The 26,212-nt window shown below is 74.1% G+C and carries 26 protein-coding genes and 2 tRNA genes; 22 read left to right on the top strand and 6 right to left on the bottom strand.

All coding sequences use genetic code 11. The features are described 5' to 3' along the window. Positions 1-7 precede the first annotated feature (7 nt). The 9 genes from ATL31_RS05720 to ATL31_RS05680 all read left to right on the top strand — a co-directional run bounded on the left by ATL31_RS05720 (position 8) and on the right by ATL31_RS05680 (position 8,710). A complete protein-coding gene (locus ATL31_RS05720) occupies positions 8-388 on the top strand; it encodes a YidH family protein (RefSeq protein ID WP_101394923.1) in 381 nt (126 codons plus the stop codon). After that, the gene (locus ATL31_RS05715) at positions 385-714 is read left to right on the top strand and encodes a DUF202 domain-containing protein (RefSeq protein ID WP_101394922.1); all 330 of its coding nucleotides are present in this window, start codon (positions 385-387) and stop codon (positions 712-714) included. Before ATL31_RS05720 ends, ATL31_RS05715 begins: the two co-directional genes overlap by 4 nt. A gap of 85 nt (positions 715-799) precedes the next feature. Beyond that, complete coding sequence (locus ATL31_RS05710; protein ID WP_101394921.1) at positions 800-1,690, top strand: AAA family ATPase; 891 nt, start codon at positions 800-802, stop codon at positions 1,688-1,690. A gap of 25 nt (positions 1,691-1,715) precedes the next feature. Next, positions 1,716-2,849 (top strand): vWA domain-containing protein, encoded by a 1,134-nt coding sequence (locus ATL31_RS05705; protein ID WP_342749462.1) that lies wholly within the window; start codon positions 1,716-1,718, stop codon positions 2,847-2,849. Then, on the top strand, positions 2,842-3,990 hold the full coding sequence (locus ATL31_RS05700) for an XdhC family protein (protein ID WP_170062489.1): 1,149 nt from the start codon (positions 2,842-2,844) through the stop codon (positions 3,988-3,990). Before ATL31_RS05705 ends, ATL31_RS05700 begins: the two co-directional genes overlap by 8 nt. 155 nt (positions 3,991-4,145) lie before the next feature. Further along, complete coding sequence (locus ATL31_RS05695; RefSeq protein WP_101394920.1) at positions 4,146-4,628, top strand: (2Fe-2S)-binding protein; 483 nt, start codon at positions 4,146-4,148, stop codon at positions 4,626-4,628. Next, positions 4,628-7,108, top strand: coding sequence for a xanthine dehydrogenase family protein molybdopterin-binding subunit (locus ATL31_RS05690; RefSeq protein WP_101394919.1), 2,481 nt, complete (start codon positions 4,628-4,630; stop codon positions 7,106-7,108). The genes ATL31_RS05695 and ATL31_RS05690 overlap by 1 nt, the downstream gene beginning before the upstream one ends. After that, positions 7,105-7,953 carry an FAD binding domain-containing protein gene (locus ATL31_RS05685; protein WP_101394918.1) on the top strand — a complete coding sequence of 283 codons (849 nt, stop codon included), beginning with the start codon at positions 7,105-7,107 and terminating at the stop codon, positions 7,951-7,953. Before ATL31_RS05690 ends, ATL31_RS05685 begins: the two co-directional genes overlap by 4 nt. A 7-nt stretch (positions 7,954-7,960) precedes the next feature. Continuing rightward, positions 7,961-8,710 (top strand): SRPBCC family protein, encoded by a 750-nt coding sequence (locus tag ATL31_RS05680; protein ID WP_101394917.1) that lies wholly within the window; start codon positions 7,961-7,963, stop codon positions 8,708-8,710. On the opposite strand, the gene ATL31_RS05675 is transcribed toward ATL31_RS05680, so the two are convergent. Continuing rightward, positions 8,694-8,978 carry a hypothetical protein gene (locus ATL31_RS05675; protein WP_101394916.1) on the bottom strand — a complete coding sequence of 95 codons (285 nt, stop codon included), beginning with the start codon at positions 8,976-8,978 and terminating at the stop codon, positions 8,694-8,696. The genes ATL31_RS05680 and ATL31_RS05675 overlap by 17 nt on opposite strands. Positions 8,979-9,061: 83 nt before the next feature. Between ATL31_RS05675 and ATL31_RS05670 the strand changes: the two genes are divergently transcribed. From ATL31_RS05670 to icmF, 5 genes are all read left to right on the top strand, one after another. Further along, positions 9,062-10,015, top strand: a complete 954-nt coding sequence (locus tag ATL31_RS05670) for a GlxA family transcriptional regulator (RefSeq protein WP_101394915.1) — start codon at positions 9,062-9,064, stop codon at positions 10,013-10,015. 82 nt (positions 10,016-10,097) lie between these two features. Then, positions 10,098-10,796 (top strand): response regulator transcription factor, encoded by a 699-nt coding sequence (locus ATL31_RS05665; RefSeq protein WP_101394914.1) that lies wholly within the window; start codon positions 10,098-10,100, stop codon positions 10,794-10,796. Then, positions 10,793-13,429, top strand: coding sequence for a DUF4153 domain-containing protein (locus ATL31_RS05660; protein WP_101394913.1), 2,637 nt, complete (start codon positions 10,793-10,795; stop codon positions 13,427-13,429). Before ATL31_RS05665 ends, ATL31_RS05660 begins: the two co-directional genes overlap by 4 nt. 47 nt (positions 13,430-13,476) lie before the next feature. After that, positions 13,477-13,923, top strand: coding sequence for a type II 3-dehydroquinate dehydratase (gene aroQ / locus ATL31_RS05655; protein WP_101394912.1), 447 nt, complete (start codon positions 13,477-13,479; stop codon positions 13,921-13,923). Between the two features lie 91 nt (positions 13,924-14,014). Then, positions 14,015-17,260 (top strand): fused isobutyryl-CoA mutase/GTPase IcmF, encoded by a 3,246-nt coding sequence (gene icmF / locus ATL31_RS05650; protein WP_101394911.1) that lies wholly within the window; start codon positions 14,015-14,017, stop codon positions 17,258-17,260. Between the two features lie 41 nt (positions 17,261-17,301). On the opposite strand, the gene ATL31_RS05645 is transcribed toward icmF, so the two are convergent. Next, complete coding sequence (locus ATL31_RS05645) at positions 17,302-18,096, bottom strand: deoxyribonuclease IV (protein WP_101394910.1); 795 nt, start codon at positions 18,094-18,096, stop codon at positions 17,302-17,304. A 74-nt stretch (positions 18,097-18,170) separates the two neighbouring features. On the opposite strand from ATL31_RS05645, the gene ATL31_RS05640 reads away from it, so the two are divergent. From ATL31_RS05640 to ATL31_RS05605, 8 genes are all read left to right on the top strand, one after another. Then, entirely contained in the window at positions 18,171-18,932 is a 762-nt protein-coding gene (locus ATL31_RS05640) for an SDR family NAD(P)-dependent oxidoreductase (protein WP_101394909.1), read from the top strand. 5 nt (positions 18,933-18,937) lie between these two features. Beyond that, positions 18,938-19,690 (top strand): helical backbone metal receptor, encoded by a 753-nt coding sequence (locus tag ATL31_RS05635; protein WP_101394908.1) that lies wholly within the window; start codon positions 18,938-18,940, stop codon positions 19,688-19,690. Between the two features lie 49 nt (positions 19,691-19,739). Then, positions 19,740-19,812, top strand: a tRNA-Thr gene (locus ATL31_RS05630). A 51-nt stretch (positions 19,813-19,863) separates the two neighbouring features. After that, positions 19,864-19,937, top strand: a tRNA-Met gene (locus tag ATL31_RS05625). A 125-nt stretch (positions 19,938-20,062) separates the two neighbouring features. Next, positions 20,063-20,233: a 50S ribosomal protein L33 gene (gene rpmG, locus ATL31_RS05620; RefSeq protein ID WP_055815378.1), complete on the top strand. Its 171-nt coding sequence runs from the start codon at positions 20,063-20,065 to the stop codon at positions 20,231-20,233. 107 nt (positions 20,234-20,340) lie between these two features. Continuing rightward, a complete protein-coding gene (locus ATL31_RS05615) occupies positions 20,341-20,790 on the top strand; it encodes an FAS1-like dehydratase domain-containing protein (protein WP_101394907.1) in 450 nt (149 codons plus the stop codon). Further along, on the top strand, positions 20,790-21,212 hold the full coding sequence (locus ATL31_RS05610; protein ID WP_101394906.1) for a MaoC family dehydratase: 423 nt from the start codon (positions 20,790-20,792) through the stop codon (positions 21,210-21,212). The genes ATL31_RS05615 and ATL31_RS05610 overlap by 1 nt, the downstream gene beginning before the upstream one ends. After that, positions 21,212-22,285 (top strand): UDP-N-acetylmuramate dehydrogenase, encoded by a 1,074-nt coding sequence (locus tag ATL31_RS05605; RefSeq protein ID WP_101394905.1) that lies wholly within the window; start codon positions 21,212-21,214, stop codon positions 22,283-22,285. Before ATL31_RS05610 ends, ATL31_RS05605 begins: the two co-directional genes overlap by 1 nt. A 20-nt stretch (positions 22,286-22,305) precedes the next feature. Here the strand turns inward: ATL31_RS05605 and ATL31_RS05600 are convergent, their stop codons facing one another. From ATL31_RS05600 to ATL31_RS05585, 4 genes are all read right to left on the bottom strand, one after another. Then, positions 22,306-22,857: a helix-turn-helix domain-containing protein gene (locus ATL31_RS05600; protein WP_101394904.1), complete on the bottom strand. Its 552-nt coding sequence runs from the start codon at positions 22,855-22,857 to the stop codon at positions 22,306-22,308. A gap of 404 nt (positions 22,858-23,261) precedes the next feature. Continuing rightward, on the bottom strand, positions 23,262-24,344 hold the full coding sequence (locus tag ATL31_RS05595) for an adenosine deaminase (protein WP_425440322.1): 1,083 nt from the start codon (positions 24,342-24,344) through the stop codon (positions 23,262-23,264). Further along, positions 24,341-24,832, bottom strand: a complete 492-nt coding sequence (locus tag ATL31_RS05590) for a DUF5709 domain-containing protein (RefSeq protein WP_101394902.1) — start codon at positions 24,830-24,832, stop codon at positions 24,341-24,343. The genes ATL31_RS05595 and ATL31_RS05590 overlap by 4 nt, the downstream gene beginning before the upstream one ends. 5 nt (positions 24,833-24,837) lie before the next feature. After that, the gene (locus tag ATL31_RS05585; protein ID WP_211283967.1) at positions 24,838-26,139 is read right to left on the bottom strand and encodes an aspartate aminotransferase type Ic; all 1,302 of its coding nucleotides are present in this window, start codon (positions 26,137-26,139) and stop codon (positions 24,838-24,840) included. Positions 26,140-26,212 lie beyond the last annotated feature (73 nt).

Genomic DNA, 26,212 nt, shown 5'->3' with positions numbered 1-26,212 from the left:
TGAGGGCATGAACAGCGAGAAGAAGCGGTGGCCGGCGAGCGTCTACGGCCGCGGTACCGACCCCGACGCGCGGTTCTCGCTCGCCAACGAGCGGACCTTCCTGGCCTGGATCCGCACCGGGCTCGCGCTGCTCGCGGGGGCCGCGGCCCTCGACGCCCTGGACCTGCCGCTCCAGGACACCGTCCAGGGCCTGCTGTCGGCGCTCCTCGCCCTGGCCGGCATCGTCGTGGCCGTGACGGCCTTCGGCGGCTGGATGCGGATCGAGCGCGCCATGCGGGAGGAGACCCCGCTGCCGTCGAACCCCGCGATGCCCGTCGTCGTGGTGGCCCTCGTCGTCGTGGGGGTCGTGCTGGCGGTGAGCGCCGTGCTGGGCGGCGTCGTCGCATGACCCGGGCCGACCGCGGTGCCCAGCAGGAGCGCACCACGCTGGCCTGGCGCCGCACCGGGCTGGCCTTGGGCGTCGGTGCCCTGACCGTCGGCCGGCTGACGGTCGACACCCTCGGCGCCACCGTCGTCGTCCCGCTGGCCCTGGTGGCCGTCCTCGCCGGCTGGGTCGTGACGTCGGCGCTGCGCTCGCGCCGCCTGGCCCGCGAGCACCCGCACGACCCCCGGTTCTCGGTGCTCGCCGACGCGCGGCTACCGCTGGCGCTGACCGTCGTGCTCGCGGTCGTCGGGGTGGCGGAGCTGGCCTCGGCGCTCGCCCGCCTGCGCTGACCAGCACGGCACCCCCTCGACAGCCGACCCGTCCGCTGTGAGAGTGCTCCTTCCGAACCGGCCCCCGGTGGGTGATGCTGGGCCCATGGACCCCCGTACGACGTTCGACTCGGCGACCGACCTCGCCACCGCGCTCGGCGAGGTGGGCTACCTCTCCGACGACGCCCTCTCGACGGTCACCTGGCTCTCGCTGCGCCTCGGCCGGCCGCTGCTCATGGAGGGCGAGCCCGGCACCGGCAAGACCGCGCTCGCCGAGGCCCTGGCCGAGTCGATGGACCTGCCGCTCATCCGGCTGCAGTGTTACGAGGGCATCGACGCCAGCCAGGCCCTCTACGACTGGGACTTCCCGCGCCAGATCCTGCACGTGCGGGCCCTCGAGGCCTCGGCCGGTGCGCCCCAGGACGTCCAGGCCCTCGAGGCGGACCTCTTCGACGAGCGCTTCCTGCTGGCCCGGCCCGTGCTGCGTGCCCTGCGGGAGGCGCCCGCGGTCCTGCTCATCGACGAGGTCGACCGCGCCGACGACGAGTTCGAGGCCTTCCTGCTCGAGGTCCTCTCGACCTGGCAGGTGACCATCCCCGAGCTCGGCACCGTCGCGGCCGCCACCCCGCCGGTGGTGGTCCTCACCTCCAACCGCACCCGCGAGCTGCACGACGCGCTCAAGCGGCGCTGCCTCTACCACTGGCTCGAGCACCCCGGCATCGAGCGCGAGCTCGCCATCGTGCGCACCCGCGCCCCCGAGGTGCCCGCGGCCCTGGCCGAGCAGGTCGTGCGGGCCGTGCACCGCATCCGCGACGACCGCGAGCTGCTGAAGCCCCCCGGCGTCGCCGAGACCCTCGACTGGGCCCGCGCCCTGCACGAGCTCGGCACCCGCACCCTCGACACCGCCACCGCGGCCGCCACCCTCGGGGTCGCCGTGAAGTACCGCGAGGACGCCGAGCGGGTCAAGAAGGCCCTCGACGAGCTCCTCACCCCGTGAGCCGAGCGCCCCGGACGGAGCCCGCGTGAGCATCGCCCAGCACCGCCTCGACGCCGCCGAGCACGTCCGCGGCGCCGACGAGGTGCTGCTCGGCTTCGCCCGTGCCCTGCGCGCGGCCGGGGTCAACGTCACCGCCGACCGCGAGCGCACCTACCTGGAGGCCGTCGCCGCCGCGGGTCTCGAGGACCCCGCAGCGGTCTACCACGCGGGCCGCGGCACCCTCTGCGGGTCGCCCGCCGACCTCGAGCGCCACGACCTGGTCTTCGCCGAGTGGTTCGGCGGCACCCGGGCCGGCACCAAGGCGCGCGAGCCGCTGCGCCGCCAGATGTCGCAGGCCGACCTCACCGGCGAGGACGCCTCGGGCCAGGGCGGCGACGACACCGAGGTGGTCAAGGCCGCCGCCAGCTCCACCGAGGTGCTGCGGCATCGTGACGTCGCCGAGCTCTCGCGCGCCGAGCGCGAGGAGCTGCTACGCCTCTTCGGCTCGCTCCGCCCACGCGCCCCACGCCGCCGCGCCCACCGCCACGAGCGGGCTCGCCGCGGCCAGGTCGACGCCCGCGCCACCCTGCGCGCCACGCTGCGCCGGATGGGCGAGCCGGGGGAGGTCGCCTGGCGCCGCCGCACCACCCGGCCCCGCCGCGTCGTGCTGCTCATCGACGTCTCGGGCTCGATGAGCGCCTACGCCGACGCCCTCGTCCGGCTGGCCCACACCTACTGCGTCTCCGACGTCCCCACCGAGGTCTTCACCCTCGGTACCCGCCTCACCCACATCACCCGCCCGCTCCTGCAGCGCGACCCCGACCGCGCCATCGTCGCGGCCGGCGCGGCCGTCCCCGACTGGTCCGGCGGGACCCGACTGGCCGAGGGGCTCAAGGTCTTCCTCGACCGCTGGGGGCGACGCGGGATGGCCCGCGGCGCCGTGGTCGTGATCTTCAGCGACGGGTGGGAGCGCGACCAGCCGGAGGCCCTCGGCGAGCAGGTGCGGCGCCTCGCGCAGGTCGCCCACCGGGTGGTCTGGGCCAACCCGCACCGCGGCCGCACGGGCTACGAGCCCGTGCAGGGGGGCATCATGGCGGTGCTGCCGCACGTCGACGACTTCGTCGCCGGCCACTCGATGGCGGCGTTCGAGCAGCTCACGGAGGTGGTGGCACGTGCGTGACGTCCTGGACGAGCTCATGGGCTGGTGGCGGGCGGGTGAGACCGTCGGTGTCGGCACCGTGGTCGCGACCTTCCGCTCGGCGCCCCGCCCCGCGGGAGCCTCGATGCTCGTGGGGCCCGGCGGCGAGGCCGTCGGATCGGTGTCGGGCGGCTGCGTCGAGGGCGCGGTCTACGAGCTGTCGCAGGAGGTCGTCGGCGACGGCACCCCGGTGCTGCAGCGCTACGGCGTCTCCGACGACGACGCGTTCGCGGTCGGGCTGACCTGCGGCGGCATCCTCGACGTCTTCGTCGAGCCGATCTCGCAGGAGACCTTCCCCGAGCTCGGGGCCATCGCCGACGACGTGGCGGCCGGCCGCCCCGTGGCCGTCGCCACCGTCATCGAGCACCCCGACCCCGCGTGGCTCGGGCGCCGGCTCGTGGTCCGCCCCGAGGACACCGAAGCCCCCGACGGCGACCCGCCCCGCAGCCTCGGCAGCCCGCGCGCCGACGGCGCCGTCACCGACGACGCGCGCGGCCTCCTCGCCGCCGGCCGCACCGAGACCCTCACCTACGGGCCCGACGGCGAGCGCCGCGGCGAGGGCATGCGTGTCTTCGTCTCGGCCTTCGCCCCCCGGCCCCGGATGCTCGTGTTCGGCGCCATCGACTTCGCGGCCGCCGTCGCGCACGTCGGCTCCTTCCTCGGGTACCGCGTCACCGTCTGCGACGCCCGGCCGGTGTTCGCCACCCACAGCCGCTTCCCGGCCGCCGACGAGGTCGTCGTCGAGTGGCCGCACCGCTATCTCGAGGCCGAGGTCGGGGCCGGTCGCGTCGACGCCCGCACCGTGGTGTGCGTCCTCACCCACGACCCCAAGTTCGACGTGCCCGTCCTGCAGGTCGCGCTGCGGCTCGACGACGTCGCCTACGTCGGCGCGATGGGGAGCCGGCGGACCCACGAGGACCGCCTCGAGCGCCTGCGCGAGGCCGGGCTCACCGACACCGAGCTGGCGCGGCTGTCCAGCCCGATCGGTCTGGACCTCGGCGCGCGCACGCCGGAGGAGACGGCCGTGTCGATCGCGGCCGAGATCGTCGCCCTCCAGTGGGGCGGGCGCGGGTCGCGCCTCCAGGACGTCGGCGGGCCCATCCACCACCACGGGATGGCCTGAGCGTCCCCGTCCCACCCCGGGACGGTCCGGACTTTCCTGACGGGAAACGGCGCGGTCGTGCCCGGTCGCCACCTTCGACGGAAGCCCTTGCCGACTCGGGCCCCGTGAAGCAAGATCACGAGCACGAGATGGATCCCCCCGCGAAGGAGTCAAGGATGACTCGGATCACCGTTTCAGTCGACGGCGTGTCCTGTACCGACGAGGTCGAACCCCGCATGCTGCTGGTCCACTACCTGCGGGAGACCGTGGGCAAGGTCGGCACCGTGATCGGGTGCGACACGAGCAACTGCGGTGCCTGCACCGTGCACCTCGACGGCCGGAGCGTGAAGTCCTGCAACATGCTCGCCGTCCAGGCCGACGGGCACGAGGTCACCACCATCGAGGGCCTCGCGAAGGACGGCCGGCTGCACCCGATGCAGGAGGCCTTCCACGAGAACCACGCCCTCCAGTGCGGCTACTGCACCCCGGGCATGATCATGCAGGCGATCGACCTGGTGGGTCAGAACCCGAGCCCCACCGAGGACGAGATCCGCCACGGCATGGAGGGCAACCTCTGCCGCTGCACCGGCTACCACAACATCGTCAAGGCGGTCGCGGCCGCCGCGGGCGCCATGTCCAGCGAGAGGAGCGACTCCTGATGACCGCCGTCGACGACCGCCCGGCCCTCGAGGTCGGCAAGGACCGCCGCCGCAAGGAGGACGCGCGCCTGATCACCGGCCGCACCCGCTGGACCGACAACATGGTCCTGCCCGGCATGCTGCACCTCGCGATGGTGCGCAGCCCCTTCGCGCACGCCAACATCCAGAACGTCGACACCTCGGCCGCCCAGGGCGCGCCCGGTGTCGTCGGGGTCTTCACCGGCAAGGACCTGGCCGACACCCAGGGCGTCAACATCAACGCCTGGCCGATCACGGCCGACCAGAAGACGCCCACGCACCTGCCGGTGTGCATCGAGCGCGTCGCCTGCGCCGGCGAGATCGTCGCGGTGGTCGTGGCCCGTTCGGCCGCCCAGGCCCGCGACGCCGCCGAGCTCGTCGACGTCGACTACGAGGAGCTCCCCGCCGTCCTCGACATGAAGGAGGCCATCAAGGACGAGGTGCTCGCGCACCCCGACCTGGGCACCAACAAGTCGGCCTTCTGGCGGCTGGACTCCGCCGAGCAGGGCAGCGGCGGCGACGTCGAGGAGGCGATCGCCAAGGCCCGCGAGGGTGGCATCGTCATCGAGCGCGAGTACCGCCAGCAGCGCCTCGTCCCGGCCTTCATGGAGCCGCGCTCCACGGTCGTCGACCCCACCGGCGACCAGATGGTCGTGTGGTCGGCCACCCAGGTGCCGCACATCCTGCGCTTCGCCATCGCCGCGACCATGGGCATCCAGGAGTCCAAGATCCGCGTGGTCGCGCCCGACGTGGGCGGCGGCTTCGGCGGCAAGCTCCAGACCACGCCCGAGGAGTTCGCGACCATCGCCGTCGCGCGCCGGCTCGGCAAGCCGTGCAAGTACACCGAGACCCGCTCGGAGTCGATGGTCTCGGCCCACCACGGCCGTGACCAGTGGCAGAAGCTGACCCTCTCGGCCGAGAAGGACGGCACCGTCACCGGCCTCAAGGTCGAGCTGCTGGCCGACCTCGGCGCCTACGTCGCCATCGTCGGCGGCGGCGTCCCGGTGCTGGGTGCGTGGATGTTCAACGCCATCTACAAGTTCCCGGCCTACCAGTTCAACTGCCAGACGGTCCTGACCAACAAGACCTGGGTCGACGCCTACCGCGGCGCCGGCCGGCCCGAGGCCACGTACGGCATCGAGCGCCTGATGGACGAGCTCGCGGCCGAGGTCGGGGTCGACCCGATCGCCATCCGCGAGAAGAACTGGATCACCAAGGACGAGTTCCCGTTCACCACGGTGGCCGGGATGACCTACGACTCGGGCAACTACGAGGCCGCCACCGAGAAGGCTCTCGAGCTCTTCGGGTACGACGAGCTGCGCGCCGAGCAGAAGCGCCGCCGCGAGGCCGGCGACCCGGTCCAGCTGGGCCTGGGCGTCTCGACCTTCACCGAGATGTGCGGCCTGGCCCCGTCCCGCGTGCTGGGCTCGCTCAGCTACGGCGCCGGCGGCTGGGAGAGTGCCAGCATCCGGATGCTCGCCACCGGCACCGTCGAGGTCGTCTCGGGGGCCACCCCGCACGGCCAGGGCCACGAGACGGCGTGGAGCCAGATCGTCGCCGACCGCCTCGGCATCCCGTTCGAGAACGTCGAGGTCCTGCACGGCGACACCCAGACCGCGCCCAAGGGCATGGACACCTACGGGTCGCGCTCGCTGGTCGTCGGCGGCGAGGCCATCGTGCGGGCGGCCGACAAGGTCATCGAGAAGGCGCGGCCGATCGCGGCGCACATGCTCGAGGCCAGCGTCGACGACATCGAGTTCAGCGCCGGGCAGTTCACCGTCCGCGGCACCGACAAGGGCGTCGGCATCACCGACATCGCCCTCGCCACGTTCGCGGCGCACGACCTGCCCGACGGGGTCGAGCCGAGCATCGACGCCGACGCCACCTTCGACCCGGTGAACTTCTCGTTCCCGCACGGCACCCACCTGTGCGCGATGGAGGTCGACACCGAGACCGGCGCCACGACGATGCGCAAGTACGTCTGCGTCGACGACATCGGGACGATCATCAACCCGCTCATCGTCGAGGGCCAGATGCACGGCGGGCTCGTGCAGGGCATCGCCCAGGCCCTCTGGGAGGGCGCCGAGTACGACGAGCAGGGCACGCTGGTGTCGGGCTCGTTCGTCGACTACACCCTCCCCACGGCCGCCGACACGATCAGCTACGTCAGCGAGCACACCACCTCGCCGTCGACGACCAACACCCTCGGCACCAAGGGCGTCGGCGAGGCCGGCACCATCGCGTCGACGCCGGCCGTGGTCAACGCCATCGTCGACGCCGTGCGTCACCTCGGCATCAACGACATCCAGATGCCGTGCACCCCCGAGCGGGTGTGGAAGGCCATCCAGAGCGCGGGCGGCACGCAGGACGCCGCCCCCGTCGCGGAGGCTCAGCCGCACTTCGACGAGGGCGCCCCCAACCAGGACCCGGCAGCCGGCACGACGGACGGAGCAGCGCAGTGATCCCCACCTCCTTCGACTACGTGGCGCCGACCAGCGTCGACGAGGCCCTCTCGGTCCTCGCCGAGGCCGGCGACGACGCCAAGGTCCTCGCCGGCGGCCAGTCGCTCCTGCCCATCCTGCGGATGCGCCTCAACGCCCCCGAGAAGGTCGTCGACCTCGGCCGGATCGAGGCCCTGCGCGGGGTGCGCGACGGCGGCGACCACATCGCGATCGGCGCCATGACGCCCTACTGCGACATCGTCGACGACGCCCTGGTCCGCGAGCACGCGCTGCTCCTGGCCAAGGCCGTCGAGACCGTGGCCGACCCGCAGATCCGCCACCGCGGCACCGTCGGAGGCGCGCTCGTGCACGCCGACCCGGCCGGTGACGTGGGGGCGCCGGTGCTCGCGCTCGAGGCGACCCTGGTCGTCGTCGGGCCGGGCGGCGAGCGCACCGTGGCGGCCTCGGACTTCTTCCAGGACCTCTTCGAGACCTCCGTCGGCGACGGCGAGCTGCTCACCGAGATCCGCATCCCGAAGCACACCGGCTGGGGCGCGTCGTACGAGAAGTTCGTGCGGGTGTCGCACCAGTGGTCGATCGTGGCCGTGGCGGCGACGGTCAGGCTCGACGGCGGCTCCATCGCGGAGGCCCGCATCGGGCTCACCAACATGGGCTCGACGCCGCTGCGGGCGACCGCGGTCGAGCAGGCCCTGGTGGGCAAGGACGTGGCCGGCCTGGCCGCGGCGTGCTCGGCGGCCGCCGAGGGGACCAACCCCCCGAGCGACCTCAACGGCGACGCCGACTACCGGCGCCACCTGGCGGGCGTGCTCGCCCGGCGGGCCGTCCAGAAGGCGATGGAGGGCTGATCCCCGCATGGAGCTGAAGCACCAGTTCTCGGTCCCCGCGGACGTCGACACGACGTGGGCGACCTTCATGGACCTCGAGCGGGTCGGCGGGTGCTTCCCCGGCGCCACCGTCACCGAGGCCACCGGCGAGAACTTCAGCGGGACGGTCAAGGTCAAGCTGGGCCCGATCGCGCTGCAGTACTCGGGCTCGGGTCAGTTCGTCCAGAAGGACGACGCCGCCCACCACGCGGTGATCGAGGCCAAGGGCAAGGACAAGCGGGGCAACGGCACGGCCGGGGCCACCGTCGAGATCCAGCTGACGCCCGAGGGCACCGGCACCCTGGTCGACGTCGTCACCGACCTCGCGGTCACCGGCAAGCCGGCCCAGTTCGGCCGCGGGGTCATGCAGGACGTCTCCGACAAGCTGCTCGGCCAGTTCGTGGCGTGCATCGAGGGCGAGCTGGCCGACTCCGGGGCGGCTCCGGCCGTCGGGACGGCGACGACCGAGGCTCCGGCCGCGGCGTCCACGGTGGCGGAGACCCCTTCGGCGGCGCCGGTCGACCCGGCCGGGTCCGCCGCCCCGGTGGCTCCGGCTCCGGCCGCCGCCCCGGCTCCTGCTGCCGCGCCGTCCCCGGCCCCGCGGCCGCGGCCGGCATCCGGCGACGACGCCCTGGACCTGGGGTCGGCCGTGCTGCCGGTCCTGGCCCGGACCTACGCGCCGTACGCCGTGGCGGGTGTGGTCGGTCTCGTCATCGGATGGCTCATCTGGGGGCGCTGACCCACACGTGACGACGGCCCCGGAGCTTCGGCACCGGGGCCGTCGCCGTACCCCGGGTGGGCTCCGGGCGTCCCTCCTCGGCCGCGCGGAACCGCAGCTCGTCGCGCGTGCGGCGGACGTCGGGGTCGCCGGCCGGCAGGCCGAGCCGGCCGCCCGCGGCGCGGGATGCGCGCCGGTGGGTGCGCTCGAGGAGGTAGACCACCGGGCCCGTCACGAGGAGGGCGGCGGCGACGGGGGACGCGGTGTCGAGGAGCTGGGAGATATCCATGGCACGATATTGCGCCTGGCACATATCCCGCCACGAGTGGCAGGCCTGTCGCTTCTCGTCGATTTCCTGCCATACTGCGGTGCATGGCACTCCGCTCCGTGGCCGTGCTCCTCCAGGAGCCGGTGCAGCTCTTCGAGTACGCGGTCCTGGCCGAGGTCTTCGGCATCGACCGCACCGACGACGGCTGCCCGCCCTTCGACTACCGGGTCTGCTCCGAGCGGCCGGGCCTCCTCGACGCCGGCAACGGCACCACGGTCTCGGCGCCGCACCGGCTCGCCGCCGCGGCCGACGCCGACCTCGTCGCGGTCCCCGCCAGCGGGGCCGCGAGGGAGCCGTCGCCCGAGGTGGTCCGGGTCCTGCGCGAGGCGGCCGACCGGGGCGCCTGGATCCTTTCGGTCTGCTCCGGCGCGTTCACCCTCGGCGCCGCGGGGCTCCTCGACGGCCGCCGCTGCGCCACCCACTGGCGGCACGCCGCCGACCTGGCCGAGCGCTTCCCCCGCGCGACGGTCGACCCGGACGTCCTCTACGTCCAGGAGGGCCGCGTCATCACCAGCGCCGGCACCGCGGCCGGCATCGACGCAGCCCTCCACCTCGTGCGCACCGAGCTCGGGGCGGGCGTGGCCGGCCGCATCGCCCGGCGGATGGTCGTGCCGCCGCACCGCGACGGCGGCCAGCGCCAGTACGTCGAGCGGCCCGTCCCGACCACCGAGTGCGAGTCGCTGGGCGAGGTGCTGGCCCACATGACCGAGCGGCTCGACGACCCGCACACGGTGGCCGACCTGGCGCGCCTCGCCTCGATGTCCGAGCGCACCTTCGCCCGGCGCTTCGTGGCCGAGACCGGCACCACCCCGCACCAGTGGCTCACCGACCAGCGGGTCCTGCGCGCCCGTGAGCTGCTGGAGGAGAGCGACCTGCCGGTCGAGGAGGTCGCCCGGCGCTCCGGGTTCGGCACCGCGGCGCTGCTGCGCCACCACTTCACCCGGGGCACGGGGGTCTCACCCAGCGCCTTCCGCAGCCAGCACCGCCACTCGGCCTGAGCCCGAGCGGGCGACCCACCTTCACACGATCTCCACACCGAGGGCGAGCGCCCTCCAGGCCGGCATCCCTACGCTCGTCGACATGACCGAGGGGAAGCAGGCCGGCCGCAGCGTGCTCGTCGTCGAGGACGAGCCGGTGATCAACCAGGCCGTCACCGACCGGCTGCGGGCCGAGGGGTACACCGTGCACCAGGCGGGCGACGGCCCCTCGGCGGTCGCGGCCTTCGAGGAGCACGCGCCCGACGCCGTCCTGCTCGACGTCATGCTGCCCGGCTTCGACGGGCTCGAGGTCTGCCGCCGCATCCAGGCCGTCCGCCCGGTCCCGGTGCTGATGCTCACCGCGCGCGACGACGAGACCGACCTGCTGGTGGGGCTCGGAGTGGGCGCCGACGACTACGTGACCAAGCCGTTCTCGATGCGCGAGGTGATCGCCCGGTTGGGCGCCCTGCTGCGCCGGGTCGAGCGCGCCGAGGAGCTCGCGCGCTCGACCGGCCGGATGGACCTCGCCGGCCTGGTCGTCGACCCCGCCAGCCGCCGGGTCAGCGTCGACGGGGGAGAGGTGCACCTGACCCCGCTCGAGTTCGACCTGCTGTGCGCCCTGGCCGCCGAGCCCGGCACCGTGCGCTCGCGGGAGGCGCTGATGCGCGAGGTGTGGGGCTGGGGCGACGCGTCGGGCACCCGCACCCTCGACAGCCACGTCAAGGCCCTGCGCGCCAAGATCGGCGCCGACCGGGTGCGCACCGTGCACGGGGTCGGGTACGCGCTCGAGGCCGACCGATGAGGACCGACCGCCCGCTCGACGGCGTCTCGTCGATCAAGGTCAAGCTCGGCCTGCTCGTCGGCGTCAGCGTGCTGGTGGCCGTGCTCGTCGCGGCCATCGCCGACAGCGCCGGGGTGGCGTGGTGGACCAGCGTCCCCGTCACCGTCGCCGCGGCGCTGGGCGTCACCCAGTGGCTGGCCCGGGGGATGACCTCGCCCCTGCGCGAGATGACGGCCGCCGCCCGCCGGATGGCAGCTGGCGACTACGGGCAGCGGGTGCGGGCCAGCTCGTCGGACGAGGTGGGCGAGCTCGGGCGCGCCTTCAACGCCATGGCCGCCGACCTGGCGGGCGCCGACCTCGAGCGCCGGCGCCTCGTCGCCACCGTCTCGCACGAGCTGCGCACGCCGCTCACGGCGCAGCGCGCGCTGCTCGAGAACCTCGTCGACGGGGTCTCGGCGCCGGACCAGGCCGCCCTCGAGGCGGCGCTGGCCCAGGCCGAGCGTCTCAGCACCCTGGTGGGCGACCTCCTCGACCTCTCGCGGGTCGACGCCGGGGTGGCGCCGCTCGACCTCGCGCCGGTGGCGGTGCGCGCCCTGCTCGACCGGTGCCTCGCCGAGGCGGGGGTCGCCGGGCGGGGGGCGCGGGTGGAGGCGCTGGTCGAGCCGGCCGACCTCACCGTCTCGGCCGACCCCGCGCGGCTGGCGCAGCTGGTCGCCAACCTCGTCGACAACGCGGTGCGGCACAGCCCCGCAGGCGGCCGGGTGCACGTCTCGGCCCGGCGCGCCGGGCCCGCCGAATGGGTGCTCGAGGTGCGCGACGACGGGCCGGGCATCCCGCCCGAGCAGGCCGACCGCGTCTTCGAGCGCTTCGGCACGGGGTCGGACGCCGCGGGTGGCACCGGCCTCGGGCTCGCCATCGTGCGGTGGGTCTGCGACCTCCACGGGGGCCGGGTCGAGGCCGTGCCGACGCCCCCCGGCGAGCGGGGGGCCCTGCTGCTCGTCACCCTGCCGACCGCCCCCGCGGCCGACCGCCCCTCGCACCTGCGCGCCGCCGCTGCCGCTGCCGTGGCCCCTGCTCCTTCCTCCGTCCCGCTCACCGTCACCGCTCCCCAGGAGGCCACCGTGCCGACCACCGCCCCCCCAGCGCCCGCTCCGACGCCGGTCGGCCCGTACGGCGGGGGAGGCCGCGGCGCCCTCGACGGGCTGTGGCCCGAGCGCGACGCCCGCCCCCGCGTCGGCGTGGTCGCCGCCGCCCTCGTCATCGGGCTGCTCGCGGCGCTGACCTGGCCCTACCGCGGCCTCGGCCTGGCCACCTCGGTGGTGATGCTCGCCACCGGCGCCCTGATGTGGGCCGTCGCCCGGCACCGCCGTGACCCCTGGACCGTCGCCGGCGGCGTGCTGGCGGTGCTGCTGGCGCTGGTCGTCACCCTGCGCGACGCCGGCGGGGTCGTCACCCTCTCCGTGCTGGCGGGGGCCGCCGTCGCCGCCGCCGCGCTGACCCGCGCGCACGGCCTGCTCGCCGTCCTCGCCAGCTGGGCCGCCTGGCCCCTGTCGGGGCTGCGCGGGCTGCCGCTGCTCGCGCGCACCGTCAGTGCCACCAGCCGCGTCGGCCTCCTCTGGCCGGTGCTGCGGACCCTCGCCGTGAGCCTGGTCGTCCTCGTCGTCTTCGGGGGGCTCTTCGCCACCGGCGACGCGCTCTTCGGCTCGTGGGCCGCGGCCCTGGTCCCCGACCTGGGCTGGGACGCGATCGTGCTGCGGACCTTCGTGTTCGTCCTCGTGGCCGGCGTGGCGCTCGCCGGGGCCTACCTGGCGCTCAACCCGCCGGCCGTCGACCTGGTGGCGCTGCCGCCGCGGCTGCGGGCGCGGCCGGTGTGGGAGTGGGCCGTACCCGTGGGCGTCGTCGTGCTCCTGTTCGCCACCTTCCTCGCCGCGCAGACCACCGCGATGTGGGGTGGCGACGCCTACCTGCGCCGCCAGACCGGCCTGACCCATGCCGAGTACGTGCACCAGGGCTTCGGCCAGCTGACGGCTGCGACCGCCCTCACCGTGCTGGTCATGACGCTCACCCTGCGCGTCGCCGCGCGTGACACCACCCGGGACCGGCTGGCGGCGCGCGGCCTGCTCGGGGCGCTCGGCCTGTTCACCCTGGCCGTCGTGGCTTCCGCCCTGTACCGGATGTCGCTGTACCAGGACGCGTTCGGCTACACGACGCTGCGGGTCTTCGTCGACGGCTTCGAGCTCTGGCTCGGGCTGGTCGTCCTGATGCTCCTGGTCGGGGTGATGGCGCTGTCGTGGCGCTGGGTGCCGCGGGCCGTACTGGTCAGCGGCGCCGTCTTCACCCTGGGCTTCGCGGCGATGAACCCCGACGCCTGGGTCGCCGGCCAGAACATCGACCGCTTCGAGGCCTCCGGGCGGATCGACACCCTGTACCTCTCCACCCTCTCGGCCGATGCCGCCCCGGTCATCGCGCAGCGGCTGCCCGCCGACGTCGCGGGCTGCATCCTGGAGGCCCCGGACCCCGAGGCCACGAGCTCCGGGCGCACCGACGACGCCCTGTCCTGGAACCTCGGTCGCTCGCGCGCCGCTGCCGCCCGGTCCGCCCTCGCCACCCCGGGGAGCTGCGACGGCATCCTCACCGACACCTACCGCCGCTGACGAACCGGCGCGACCCACCGCGGCCGGAGGTGGCATGCTCCCTGGGCATGGACGACCGCACCGTGCTCGTGCTCAACGGCCCCAACCTCAACCTGCTGGGCGAGCGCGAACCCGCGGTCTACGGCCACGACACCCTGGCCGACGTCGAGCGGCTCTGCGTGGCCACCGCGGCGCGTCACGGCCTGACGGTCGACTTCCGGCAGAGCAACCACGAGGGCACGCTGGTCGACTGGGTGCAGGAGGGGCGGGCCGGCATCGCCGGAATGGTCGTGAACGCCGCCGGCTACACGCACACCTCGGTGGCCCTGCGCGACGCGCTCTCGGCCTGCCGGGTACCGCGGGTCGAGGTGCACATCAGCGACATCCACGCCCGCGAGGAGTTCCGCCACCACTCCTACCTCACCGACGTCTGCGACCACCACGTCATCGGGCGCGGGGTCGCCGGCTACTCCGAGGCGGTCGACTGGCTCGCCGCGCACGCCGCGGGGGCCTGACCTCCCGCCGCCGGTGTCGAGGCGCCCGTGACTTCCCGGTAGGTACTAGGACGTCCTACTATTCGGGGAGACCCTCGACCGAAGGACCGCCATGGCAGCGCAGCCGACCGAGCAGGGGCTCCACGTCCCCACCCACCCCGTCCGCATCGTCACGGCCTCGAGCCTGTTCGACGGGCACGACGCCTCGATCAACATCATGCGGCGGATCATGCAGAGCCAGGGGGCCGAGGTCGTCCACCTCGGGCACAACCGCTCGGTCCAGGAGGTCGTCGACGCCGCGGTCGAGGAGGACGTCCAGGGGGTGGCGGTCAGCTCCTACCAGGGCGGGCACGTCGAGTACTTCGAGTACCTCGTCCAGCTGCTGCGCGAGGCCGGTGCGCCCCACGTGAAGGTCGTGGGCGGCGGCGGCGGTGTCATCGTGCCGGCCGAGATCGCCCGGCTGCGCGAGGCCGGCGTCACCATCTTCAGCCCCGAGGACGGCCAGCGCCTCGGCCTGCCCGGCATGGTCAACCAGGTGATCGCCGCCTGCGACACCGACCTCTGGGAGGCCGCGCCCACCACCGTCGAGGCCGTCCTCGCGGGCGAGCGCTCGGCCGTCGCGCGAGCCCTCACCGCGGCCGAGACCGGCCACCTCGACGACACCATGCGCGGCGCGCTCCAGCGGGCCGCACAGGCCCGCCGCGTGCCCGTGCTGGGGATCACCGGCACCGGTGGCTCCGGCAAGTCCAGCCTCACCGACGAGCTGGTCCGGCGGCTGCGCGTCGACCAGCAGGACAAGCTGCGCATCGCCTGCGTGGCGGTCGACCCCACCCGCCGGCGCGGCGGTGGCGCCCTGCTCGGCGACCGCATCCGGATGAACAGCCTCGACGGCGACCGGGTCTACTTCCGCAGCCTCGCCACCCGCGGTGGCCGCGAGGTGCCCGAGGCCCTCGACGACGTCCTCACCGTGCTCAAGGCCGCCGGCTACGACCTCGTCGTGGTCGAGACCCCCGGCATCGGCCAGGGCGACGCCGCCATCACCTCCTACGCCGACGTCAACCTCTACGTGATGACGCCCGAGTTCGGCGCCGCCAGCCAGCTCGAGAAGATCGACATGCTCGACCTCGCCGACGTCGTGGCCATCAACAAGTTCGAGCGGCGCGGCGCCCTCGACGCTCTGCGCGACGTGGGCCGCCAGATGGTGCGCAACCGCGAGGCCTTCGGCAAGCGCCCCGAGGACATGCCGGTCTTCGGCACCTCGGCCGCGACCTTCAACGACGACGGCGTCACCGCGCTCTATCAGGAGCTGCGCGGGCGGCTGGCGGCCGAGGGGCTGCCGGTGGGCGAGCCCTCGCTGCCCGCGGTCGACGTGCGGCACTCCACCGTGCTGCGCCAGGTCGTACCGCCGCAGCGGGTGCGCTACCTGGCCGAGATCACCGAGACCGTGCGCGGCTACCACGCCGAGACCGAGCGCTGGGCCGACACCGCCCGGCGGCTGCAGCGCCTCGGCGACGCGCGCGAGGCGCTCGCCCTCGCCGGCAAGGACACCACCGACCTCGACGCGCTCCTCGACGCCGCGCGCGAGGAGCTTCCCCCCGCCGTGGCCACGCAGCTCACCCAGTGGGCCGACACCGTGGCCGACTACTCCGGCGACGAGCAGGTCGTCACCGTCCGCGACCGCGAGATCCGTACCGCCCTGGTGCGGCAGTCGCTGTCGGGCAACCCGGTCCGCCGCGTCTCGCTGCCGCGCTACCACGACGACGGCGACCTGCTGACCTTCCTGCGGCGCGAGAACCTCCCCGGCTGGTTCCCCTTCACCGCCGGCGTCTTCCGGTTCAAGCGCGACGGCGAGGACCCGGCCCGGATGTTCGCGGGCGAGGGCGACCCGGCCCGCACCAACCGCCGCTTCCGGGTGCTCTCCGAGGGACAGCCGGCGACCCGGCTCTCGACCGCCTTCGACTCGGTGACCCTCTACGGCCGCGACCCCGACCCGCGCCCGGACGTCTACGGCAAGGTCGGCACCTCCGGGGTCTCGGTGGCCACGCTCGATGACATGAAGGAGCTGTACGCGGGCTTCGACCTGACCTCCCCCTCCACGAGCGTCTCGATGACGATCAACGGGCCCGCGCCGACCATCCTGGCGTTCTTCCTGAACACCGTCATGGACCGTGAGGTCGAGGCGTGGGAGGAGGAGAACGGCCGCGCCGCCACCGACGCGGAGCGTGACGAGGTGCGGGCCCGGGCGCTGGCCACGGTACGCGGCACGGTGCAGGCCGACATCCTCAAGGAGGACCAGGGCCAGAACACCTGCCTCTTCTCCACCGAGTTCTCGCTGCGGATGATGGCCGACATCCAGGAGTGGTTCATCGCGAACCAGGTCCGCAACTTCTACTCGGTCTCGATCAGCGGCTACCACATCGCCGAGGCCGGGGCGAACCCCATCAGCCAGCTCGCCTTCACCCTCGCCAACGGGTTCACCTACGTCGAGGCCTACCTGGCCCGCGGGATGGCCGTCGACGACTTCGCGCCCAACCTGTCGTTCTTCTTCAGCAACGGGATGGACCCCGAGTACACCGTCATCGGCCGCGTGGCCCGGCGCATCTGGGCCGTCGCGATGCGCGAGAAGTACGGCGCCAACGAGCGCAGCCAGAAGCTGAAGTACCACGTGCAGACGTCGGGCCGCTCGCTGCACGCGCAGGAGATGGACTTCAACGACATCCGCACCACGCTGCAGGCGCTCATCGCGATCTACGACAACGCCAACAGCCTGCACACCAACGCCTACGACGAGGCCGTGACGACCCCGTCCACCGAGTCGGTGCGCCGCGCCCTGGCCATCCAGCTGATCATCGGCAAGGAGTGGGGCCTGGCGATGAACGAGAACCCGCTCCAGGGCTCGTTCGTGGTCGACGAGCTGACCGACCTCGTCGAGGCGGCCGTGCTGGCCGAGTTCGACCGCATCTCCGAGCGCGGCGGCGTGCTCGGGGCCATGGAGACCGGCTACCAGCGCGGCCGCATCCAGGACGAGTCGATGCTCTACGAGCACCGCAAGCACGACGGCTCGCTGCCGGTCGTCGGGGTCAACACCTTCGTGCGCCCGGATGCCGACGCCTCGCCCCGCGAGGTCGAGCTGGCCCGCGCCACGGACGCCGAGAAGGAGTCGCAGCTGGCCCGGGTGCAGGCCTTCCGCGAGGCCCACCGCGAGGAGGCCGAGCAGGCGCTGGCCCGGCTCAAGGCCGCCGCCACATCGGGCGAGAACGTCTTCGCGGTGCTGATGGAGGCCGCCCGGGTGTGCTCGCTCCAGCAGGTCACCGAGGCGTTCTTCGAGGTGGGTGGGCAGTACCGCCGCAACGTCTGAGACGGCGGTACCCCAGGAGAGCGGCCGGGGAGCGGCCCGGCTCAGAGGCGCGCGCGCAGCCAGTCGATGTCGGCGCGCTGACCCTCGACCCCGCCGGGGGTCTCGACGACCACCGGGGCGCCGGCGGTGCGCACGAGCTCGGCCAGGTCGGCGCCGTCGATGTGCCCCGCGCCGAGGTTGGTGTGCCGGTCGGCGCCGGAGTCGAACTCGTCGCGGCTGTCGTTGCAGTGCACCAGGTCGATGCGCCCGGTCACCGCCCGGACCCTCTCGACCACGCTGCCGAGGTCGTTGCCCCCGGCGTGCGCGTGGCAGGTGTCGAGGCAGAACCCCACGGTGTCGCCGCCCTCGGCTCGCCCCACGGCCTCCCAGAGCCGCTCGACGGCCTCGAGCCGGCGCGCCATCGCGTTGTCGCCGCCGGCGGTGTTCTCGATGAGCAGCGGCACCGGCATCTCGAGGCCGTCGACGCACTTGCGCCAGTTGTCGAAGCCGACGCCGGCGTCCTCGTCCTTGCCCAGGTGCCCGCCGTGTACGACGACCCCCTTGGCGCCGATCTCGGCCGCCGCGTGCAGGTGCTGCTGCAGCAGCTTGCGGCCCGGGATGCGGATGCGGTTGTTCGTGGAGGCGACGTTGATGGGGTACGGAGCGTGCACGTAGAGGTCGACGCCGGCCGCCTCGGCCGCCGCCTTGAGCGCTGCGGCACCCCCCGCGTACTCGACGACCGGGCCCTTGTAGCTCTGCGGGTCGCCGAGGAAGAACTGGCTCAGCGTGGCCCCGCGAGCGGCGGCCTCGGCCACCGGGTCGGCCTGGTCGACGTGTCCACCGATGCGCAGCGTCATGGGGCCACCGTACGGCGCCGGTCCGACGGGCCGCCCCCGCCGCCGCCCCCGCTCCCGGTGGCAGGATGACGAGCATGCAGACCACCGACATCTCCGCCATCGTCACCGGTGGCGCCTCCGGTCTGGGCGCGGCCACCGCCGCCGCCCTGGCCGGTACGGGCGCCCGCGTCGTCGCCCTCGACCTGCCCGACGCCTGCGCGGCCGGCCCCGAGGTCGAGGGCGTCACCTACGTGCCCACCGACGTCACGTCCGAGGCCGACGTCCGCGCAGCGGTCGCGGAGGCGGCCGGCGACCCGGCCCGGCCCCTGCGCGTCGTGGTCAACTGCGCCGGCATCGGGCCGTCGGCGCGCATCCTGGGCCGCAAGGGCACCCACTCGATCGACCTCTACACCAAGGTCGTGCAGGTCAACCTGGTCGGCACCTTCGTGGTGATGACGGTCGCGGCCGAGGCCATCGCCGCCACCGAGCCCGACGCCGACGGCCAGCGGGGCGTCGTCGTCAACACCGCCAGCATCGCCGCCTACGACGGCCAGGTCGGGCAGGCCGCGTACTCCTCCTCCAAGGGCGGCATCGTCGGGCTCACCCTGCCGGCCGCGCGCGACCTCGCGCAGTACGGCATCCGGGTCATGACGATCGCCCCCGGCATCGTCGAGACCCCGATGCTCGCCACCGTGTCCGACGAGTTCCGGGCCGGCCTGGCCGCCGGGGTGCCGTTCCCGCAGCGGCTCGCCCGCCCCGAGGAGTACGCGCAGCTGGCGCTCGCGATCATCGACCACGACTACCTCAACGGCGAGGTCATCCGGATGGACGGCTCGCTGCGGATGGCGCCGCGCTGACCCCCGTGCCGCTCCTCGACGACCTCGGCGCGCCGGTTCCCCTGGCGGGGCCGGCGCGCCGCGTCGTGTCGCTGGTCCCGTCGCTCACCGAGGCGCTCGCCGTCACCTGCCCCGACCGGCTGGTGGGGGCGACCGACTGGTGCACCCACCCGGTGGGCCTCGACGTGCCGCGCGTGCGGGGGACCAAGAACCCCGACCTGGCCGCGGTGGCCGCCCTGTCACCCGACCTGGTCGTGGCCAACAAGGAGGAGAACCGCGAGCTCGACGTGCGCCGGATGCGCGAGCGCGGCCTGGCCGTCTGGGTCACCGGCATCGAGACCGTGCCGCAGGCGCTGGCGTCGATGCGGCGCCTGCTGGTCGAGGGGGTGGGGGTCCGGGCCCCCGGCTGGCTGACGGACGCCGACGCCGCCTGGGAGGGCCCGGTGCCCGCGCCGCGCGCCCGCGTGGTCGTGCCGATCTGGCGCGACCCGTGGATGGTCGTGGGTCGGCCCACGTTCACCGCCGACCTGCTCGCCCGCCTGGGCTACGAGGTCGTGGGCGGGACCGGGCCGGGGCGCTACCCGGCGGCCGAGGTGGGGTCCCTCGACGACCCGGCGCTCGCCGACGAGGTGCTGCTGCCCGACGAGCCGTACGAGTTCACCGCCGCCGACGGGCCCGAGGCGTTCACCCGGGTGCCGACGCGGATGGTGTCCGGGCGGCTGCTCACCTGGTACGGACCGGCGCTGGTGGAGTCCCGGATTTCACTGGACCGAGCGTGACCCTGTAATGTCTCCGTCGCGCTGCCGAGCGTTCCGACGCCCGGCGAACGCCCCCTTAGCTCAGTCGGTAGAGCGTTTCCATGGTAAGGAAAAGGTCGTCGGTTCGATTCCGACAGGGGGCTCTGGTCCGCCCGGAGTCCAGCTCCCCGAGAGGGGGCTTCGGTCGTTCCCAAGGCGGGGTAGCTCAGCTGGTTAGAGCGCACGACTCATAATCGTGAGGTCGCGGGATCGAGCCCCGCTCCCGCTACGCAAGGGCTCGCGATTTCCCGGGAACACCGGGGTCGCGTACCCTGTTGTGCTGATGCGCGTGGGGCCCTCCCGGGTCCGCGCCGCCCACCGATCCACCATCGTTTTCCGAGAGCAGGTTGCCCCGTGGCCAGCAAGAGCGCCGACGTCCGCCCCAAGATCACCATGGCGTGCACGGAGTGCAAGGAGCGCAACTACATCACCAAGAAGAACCGGCGCAACGACCCCGACCGGCTCGAGCTGGCGAAGTTCTGCCCGCGCTGCCAGAAGCACACCGCGCACCGCGAGACCCGCTGACCCCAGCGCGTCACCCGACGAGGCCGCCCGCACCACACGGTGCCGGCGGCCTCGTCGCGTGTGCGGCGGGTCCCGCCCGACCGCCCGGGCGCCCCTAGAGTGAGGGCATGGCCGTCAACGCCGACTTCGTCGGACGCACCTACCCGCCGGACGGGCCGCACCCCGTCGACGCCGCCCTCGTGGCCGCCTTTGCCGCTGCCGTGGGCGCCGACGATCCCGTCCACACCGACCCCGAGGCGGCCCGCGCGGCCGGCTACGCCGACGTCATCGCGCCCCCCACGATGGCCGTGCGGTTCGCGCAGTCGGCCGACCGCGCCTACGTCACCGACCCCGAGGCCGGCATCGACTACAGCCGCGTCGTGCACGGCGAGCAGCGCTTCGTCCACCACCGGCCCATCACGGCCGGCGACGAGGTCGTGGGCACCCTGACCGTCGACCAGGTCCGCCAGGCCGGCGGCCACTCGATGGTCACCACCCGCACCGAGCTCGCGACGACCGGGGGCGAGGCGCTCGCCACCTGCGTCTCGACGATCGTCGTCCGGGGAGGCGAGGGCTGATGGCCGCGCGCGCCCTCGCCACGGTCTCGGTCGGCGAGACGGTCGGCCCCGTGACGGTGCCCGTCACCCGCGAGACCCTCGTCGCCTACGCGAACGCCTCCGGTGACCAGAACCCCATCCACCAGGACGAGGAGTTCGCCCGCTCGGTCGGGCTGCCCGACGTCATCGCCCACGGCATGTGGACGATGGGCGCGGCCGGCTCCGTGGTCTCGCAGTGGGCCGGTGACGCCGGCCGCGTGGTCGAGTACGGCACGCGGTTCACCAAGCCCGTGGTGGTGCCGGTCACCGGCACCGAGCTGGTCGTCGAGGGCACGGTCAAGGGCGTGGACGTCGAGGCCGGCCGGGTCACGGTCGAGCTCACGGTGAGCGCCGACGGTGCGAAGGTGCTCGGGCGCTGCGTCGCCGTCGTGCGCCTCGACTGATGCGAGAGCTGGCGGGCGAGCCCCTCGCGGGGCACACCACGATGCGGGTCGGCGGCCCAGCCGAGCGCATGGTGGTCGTCGAGACCACCGACGAGCTGGTCGACGCGGTCCGTGAGGTCGACGACGCCGACGAGCCGCTGCTGGTGCTGGGGGGCGGGTCCAACCTCGTGCTGCCCGACGAGGGAGTCGCCGGCACGGTCGTGAAGGTCGCGACGCGCGGGGTGGAGGTCGACTCGGCCGACCAGTGCGGCGGGGCCTCGGTGACGGTCGCGGCGGGGGAGCCGTGGGACCCGTTCGTCGAGCTCGCGGTCGGTCAGGGGTGGTCGGGCGTCGAGGCGCTGTCGGGCATCCCCGGGTCGACCGGTGCCACCCCGGTGCAGAACGTGGGTGCCTACGGCCAGGAGGTGTCGCAGACCATCGCGCGGGTGCGGGTCTGGGACCGCCTCGAGGAGAAGGTCCGCACGATGTCGTCGCACGACTGCCGGTTCACCTACCGCCACTCGCTCTTCAAGGGGACCGACCGGTACGTGGTGCTCGACGTGATGTTCCAGCTCGTGCTCGGGGACCTCTCGGCGCCGGTGCGCTACGGCGACCTGGCGACCCAGCTGGGCGTCGAGGTGGGGGAGCGGGTGCCGCTGGCCGACGCCCGCGCCGCCGTGCTGGCCCAGCGGGGCCGCCGCGGGATGGTGCTGGACGCCGCCGACCACGACACCTGGTCGTGCGGCTCGTTCTTCACCAACCCGGTGCTCTCGGAGGTCGAGGCCGACGAGCTGGAGCGGCGCGTGACCGCCCGGCTCGGAGCCGACGCCCCGGCCCCGCCGCGGTTCGCGGAGGCCGGCGGCGGGGTCAAGACCTCGGCCGCGTGGCTCATCGAGCGGGCCGGGTTCGGCAAGGGCTACGGGATGCCCGGGCCGGCCGCACTCTCGACCAAGCACACCCTGGCCGTGACCAACCGCGGCTCGGCCCGCGCCGAGGACGTGGTGGCGCTGGCCCGCACCGTGCGCGACGGCGTGCGCGACGCGTTCGGCGTGACCCTGGTCAACGAGCCCGTCCTGGTGGGTCAGACCCTCTGACGACCGGCGCCCCCCACGGGTCACGACGCCTGACGAGGTTCGGACGCGCCCCAGCCGGGGTCGGCGTACCAGTGCGGTGCGACGCTGCCCGCCTGCGTCGACTCGGTTCCCCACCACCAGTTCGGCGGGTAGCTCACCTGTTGGATCAGGTGATGCGCCGGGAAGCGGCGCCCGCCGCCCCGCACCCGTGCGATGAGCTCGGTACGGTCCCAGTGGTCCGCGGGGACCGGGACGGGGAGCGCGGCACCACCGGGGACGGGAGGCGGCCGCGGTTCGTCGTCGTCGCCGGGGTCGTCCCGCGGGTGGCTCGTCTCGCACACGGCCAGCTCGTAGCCCGTCCCCTCGAGCGCCTCGACGAGGTCGTCGAGCTTCAGCCGCCCCGCCGCCGACTCCAGCCGGGCGACCCAGGACGGTGACCAACCCCGCAGCCTCGCGTAGGCCCGCTGGCTGAGGCCGCGGCGACGGCGGTCGGCGCGGAGTGCGAGACCGACGACCTCCTGCGGTCCGAGCGCGGCGCGGGCCGCCAGCAGCTCCTGGGCGAAGGTCGGGTACGCGTGGACGTGTCGGTTCATGTCATCACCGTGCTCCGCGCCAAGCTCGTGGCGAACCGGCCGCGGCGCATCTGTGGACGGGCGAGCGGCCCTGCGCGGCCTGTGGACGGAGGGCCCTGCCCAACCGGGGCCGTCGCGCTCCGTTCTCCCGGCGGCCCGACACCGGTGACCGACGCCCCGTCGTATGCCCTGACCAGGGTCCAGTCGCGTGGCCGTGCGGCGAGCCGCCCGCGTAAGGGCTCCTGCGGCGCCTCTCGGATGCTCCTGAGGGTGACGCGGTGTCAGGCGGCGTCGCCGCCCTCTGCGCGGGGCCGCGCTCCCGGTGGGGGAGCATCCGAGAGGGGAGCGAGGCGTGGTGGGGCGCCGGGGCGCTCCCGGTGGGGGAGCATCCGAGAGGGCGCGCCGCCGTACCTACGCTGCCGGGGTCACCCGTCGCTCGCGAGCCACGCGTCGATGTCGCGCGCGGCCGTGGCGAGCACGTCTGCGGGCGCTCGGCTCGCCGCCAGGGACGCGCGCGCCAGGCCTGCGAGCTCGGCGTCGTCCAGCCCGTGCACGGTCCGCGCCGTCTCGTACTGCGCCGCCAGCCGGGAGCCGAAGATCAGCGGGTCGTCCGCGCCCAACGCCACCGTCGCCCCCGCCTCGAGCAGCCGGCGCAGCGGCACGTCGGCCGGCTCGGCGTACACCCCCAGCGACACGTTCGACCCCGGGCACACCTCCAGCGCCACCCCCGCCGCCACCACCCGCTCCAGCACCCGTGGGTCCTCGACCGCCCGCACCCCGTGCCCGAGCCGATCCGGTACCGCGGCCTCCAACGTCGCCGCGACCGCCTCCGGCCCCAGGAGCTCCCCGGCGTGGGGCACCGACGCCAGCCCGGCGCGTCGCGCGATCGCGAAGGCGGCCGCGAACTCCGCCGTGTCCCCGCGCCGCTCGTCGTTCGACAGCCCGAAGCCCACGACCGTCCCCGCCCCCTCGCCGGCGTACCGCGCGGCCAGCCGTGCCAGCGTGCGGGCCTCCAGCGGGTGCCGCATCCGCGAGGCCGCCACCACGACCCCGACCTGCGCGGCCCCCGGCTCCCGCGACACGGCCGCCGCCTCGTCCAGCACGATCTCGACCGCCGGCGTGATGCCCCCGACGAACGGGGCGTACGACGTCGGGTCGACCTGGATCTCCAGCCAGCGCGATCCCTCGGCCCCGTCGTCCAGGGCCGCCTCACGGACGATCCGCCGCATGTCGGCCTCCCCGCGCACACAGGCCCGGGCCGTGTCGTAGAGGCGCTGGAAGCGGAACCAGCCGCGTTCGTCGGCCCCCTCGAACCGAGGCGGGTACTCCTCGCGCAGTGTCACGGGCAACCGCAGTCCGTGGGCCTGCGCCAGCTCGCGCACCGTCTCGACGCGCATCGAGCCCGTGAAGTGCAGGTGCAGGTGCGCCTTGGGCAGCGCCGACACCGACCGGGACGCAGCAGCGCCGGTCGATGCCTCGACCGGCGCTGCGGGACCTGCTGCGTTCACTCCTGCGTCGAGTCCTCGTCGACGACGTGCATCGCCGCCTCCTCGGCCGAGGCGGCGGCGCCGTCGACGCCCACGTCCTCACCCACGAGGTCCTTCTCGTCGTCCGAACCCAGTCCTTCGTCGGGCGCGACGAGCCGGCCGGCACGCTCGTCGCCGACCTCGCCGTCGCCCAGCCAGTCGTCCTCGGCGTCGATGGCGTCGGGGTCGTCGCCGCCCACTCGGGGCTCGTCGAGCCCGGACTCGTTGTCGGGCGCGCCGTAGGCGGAGTCCGGGTCCGGGACCTCCTGCTTGATGCGGTCCTCGATGGTCTCGCCCTCGAGCTGCTCCTCGACCGTGGGGCCGTGCAGCTCGGAGCGGTCGACGTCGGGCGGGGAGTACCCGCGGTCGAGCACGTCGGCGACGTCCTCCTGCACCAGGGTGTCCTCGGGCTGGAGCTGGTCGTCGTCGATGGGGGCGGAGGAGTCGGTGGACCCGGAGTTCTCGGTCATGCTCGTCAGCCTACGTCGCCGACCAGCTGCTCCGCCGCGGCCAGAGCGACGCACGTCGCGACCCCCGCCATCGCCGTCTCGACCTCGTCGAGCACCGGGAACGACGGTGCCAGCCGGATGTTGCGGTCGTGCGGGTCCCGCCCGTGCGGGAACGACGCACCGGCCGGGGTCAGGGCGATGCCCGCGTCCTTGGCGAGGGCGACGATGCGCGCGGCGCACCCGTCGGGCACGTCCAGGCTCACGAAGTACCCGCCGCGCGGGCGGGTCCACTCGGCGATGCCCAGCCCGTCGAGCTCGGCCGACAGCGCGGCGTCGACCGCGGCGAACTTCGGCGCCAGGATCCGGCGGTGCTCGGCCATGTGCGCGCGGACCCCGTCGGGGGAGCCGAAGAACTGGACGTGCCGCAGGTGGTTGACCTTGTCTGGCCCGATGGAGGCGAACTTCAGGTGCCCCAGGTACCACTGCACGGTCTCGCGGGACCCGGCCAGGAAGGCCACCCCGGCGCCGGCGAGGGTGACCTTGCTCGTGGAGGCGAAGACCACGGGCCGGTGCGGATGCCCACCCGCCGAGGCCAGCGACACGATGTCGGCCGACTTGGCCTCGTCCTCGGTCAGATGGTGCAGCGCGTAGGCGTTGTCCCAGAAGATCCGGAAGTCGGGGGCGGCCGCCGGCATCGAGGCGAGCCGGGCCGCGACCTCCTGGGTCACCACCGAGCCGGCCGGGTTCGCGTACGTCGGGACGATCCACATCCCCTTGACGCTCGGGTCGTCACGGACGAGCGCCTCGACGGCGTCGACGTCCGGCCCGTCGGCGAGCATCGGCACCGTGACCATCTCGATGCCGTAGGACTCGAGCATCGTGTAGTGCCGGTCGTAGCCGGGCACCGGGCAGACGAAGCGCACGACCTCCTCGTCCTTCCAGGGCCGCGGCGAGTCGAGCCCCCCGTGCAGTAGGTGGAAGACCAGGACGTCGTGCATCATCGTCAGGCTCGCGTTGCCCCCGGCCACGATCTGCGCGGTCTCGACCCCCAGCAGCTCGGCGAACATCTCACGCAGCTCGACCAGCCCCTCGAGGCCGCCGTAGTTGCGCACGTCGGTGCCGGCCCGGTCGGTGTGGCCGTCGGGCAGCGACAGCAGCGCCTCCGAGAGGTCCAGCTGCTCGGCACTGGGCTTGCCACGGGTCAGGTCCAGGCGCAGCCCCCGCTCGACGAGGGTCGCGTACGCGGCGCGCTTCTCCTCGAGGAAGGAGCGCAGCTCGTCGGGGGAACGGTCGGCCAGCGGGGTGCGGGGGGAGGCGTCGGTGCTCACCCTTCTACTGTGGCAGAGCGGGGAGATGCGGGCCGGGGGAGGTCGCGGGTCGGGCGGTCGGCCCGGGTTCGCG

Origin of the sequence: Phycicoccus duodecadis, from assembly GCF_002846495.1 — a bacterium.
GTDB lineage: Bacteria > Actinomycetota > Actinomycetes > Actinomycetales > Dermatophilaceae > Phycicoccus > Phycicoccus duodecadis.
This window is presented reverse-complemented; position numbering and strand designations above follow the sequence as displayed.

Coding starts and splice junctions, on each gene's coding strand:
- ATL31_RS05720 (WP_101394923.1), top strand. CDS start 8: ATGAACAGCGAGAAGAAGCGGTGGCCGGCGAGCGTCTACGGCCGCGGT.
- ATL31_RS05715 (WP_101394922.1), top strand. CDS start 385: ATGACCCGGGCCGACCGCGGTGCCCAGCAGGAGCGCACCACGCTGGCC.
- ATL31_RS05710 (WP_101394921.1), top strand. CDS start 800: ATGGACCCCCGTACGACGTTCGACTCGGCGACCGACCTCGCCACCGCG.
- ATL31_RS05695 (WP_101394920.1), top strand. CDS start 4,146: ATGACTCGGATCACCGTTTCAGTCGACGGCGTGTCCTGTACCGACGAG.
- ATL31_RS05690 (WP_101394919.1), top strand. CDS start 4,628: ATGACCGCCGTCGACGACCGCCCGGCCCTCGAGGTCGGCAAGGACCGC.
- ATL31_RS05680 (WP_101394917.1), top strand. CDS start 7,961: ATGGAGCTGAAGCACCAGTTCTCGGTCCCCGCGGACGTCGACACGACG.
- ATL31_RS05675 (WP_101394916.1), bottom strand. CDS start 8,978: ATGGATATCTCCCAGCTCCTCGACACCGCGTCCCCCGTCGCCGCCGCC.
- ATL31_RS05670 (WP_101394915.1), top strand. CDS start 9,062: ATGGCACTCCGCTCCGTGGCCGTGCTCCTCCAGGAGCCGGTGCAGCTC.
- ATL31_RS05665 (WP_101394914.1), top strand. CDS start 10,098: ATGACCGAGGGGAAGCAGGCCGGCCGCAGCGTGCTCGTCGTCGAGGAC.
- ATL31_RS05660 (WP_101394913.1), top strand. CDS start 10,793: ATGAGGACCGACCGCCCGCTCGACGGCGTCTCGTCGATCAAGGTCAAG.
- aroQ (WP_101394912.1), top strand. CDS start 13,477: ATGGACGACCGCACCGTGCTCGTGCTCAACGGCCCCAACCTCAACCTG.
- icmF (WP_101394911.1), top strand. CDS start 14,015: ATGGCAGCGCAGCCGACCGAGCAGGGGCTCCACGTCCCCACCCACCCC.
- ATL31_RS05645 (WP_101394910.1), bottom strand. CDS start 18,096: ATGACGCTGCGCATCGGTGGACACGTCGACCAGGCCGACCCGGTGGCC.
- ATL31_RS05640 (WP_101394909.1), top strand. CDS start 18,171: ATGCAGACCACCGACATCTCCGCCATCGTCACCGGTGGCGCCTCCGGT.
- ATL31_RS05615 (WP_101394907.1), top strand. CDS start 20,341: ATGGCCGTCAACGCCGACTTCGTCGGACGCACCTACCCGCCGGACGGG.
- ATL31_RS05610 (WP_101394906.1), top strand. CDS start 20,790: ATGGCCGCGCGCGCCCTCGCCACGGTCTCGGTCGGCGAGACGGTCGGC.
- ATL31_RS05605 (WP_101394905.1), top strand. CDS start 21,212: ATGCGAGAGCTGGCGGGCGAGCCCCTCGCGGGGCACACCACGATGCGG.
- ATL31_RS05600 (WP_101394904.1), bottom strand. CDS start 22,857: ATGAACCGACACGTCCACGCGTACCCGACCTTCGCCCAGGAGCTGCTG.
- ATL31_RS05590 (WP_101394902.1), bottom strand. CDS start 24,832: ATGACCGAGAACTCCGGGTCCACCGACTCCTCCGCCCCCATCGACGAC.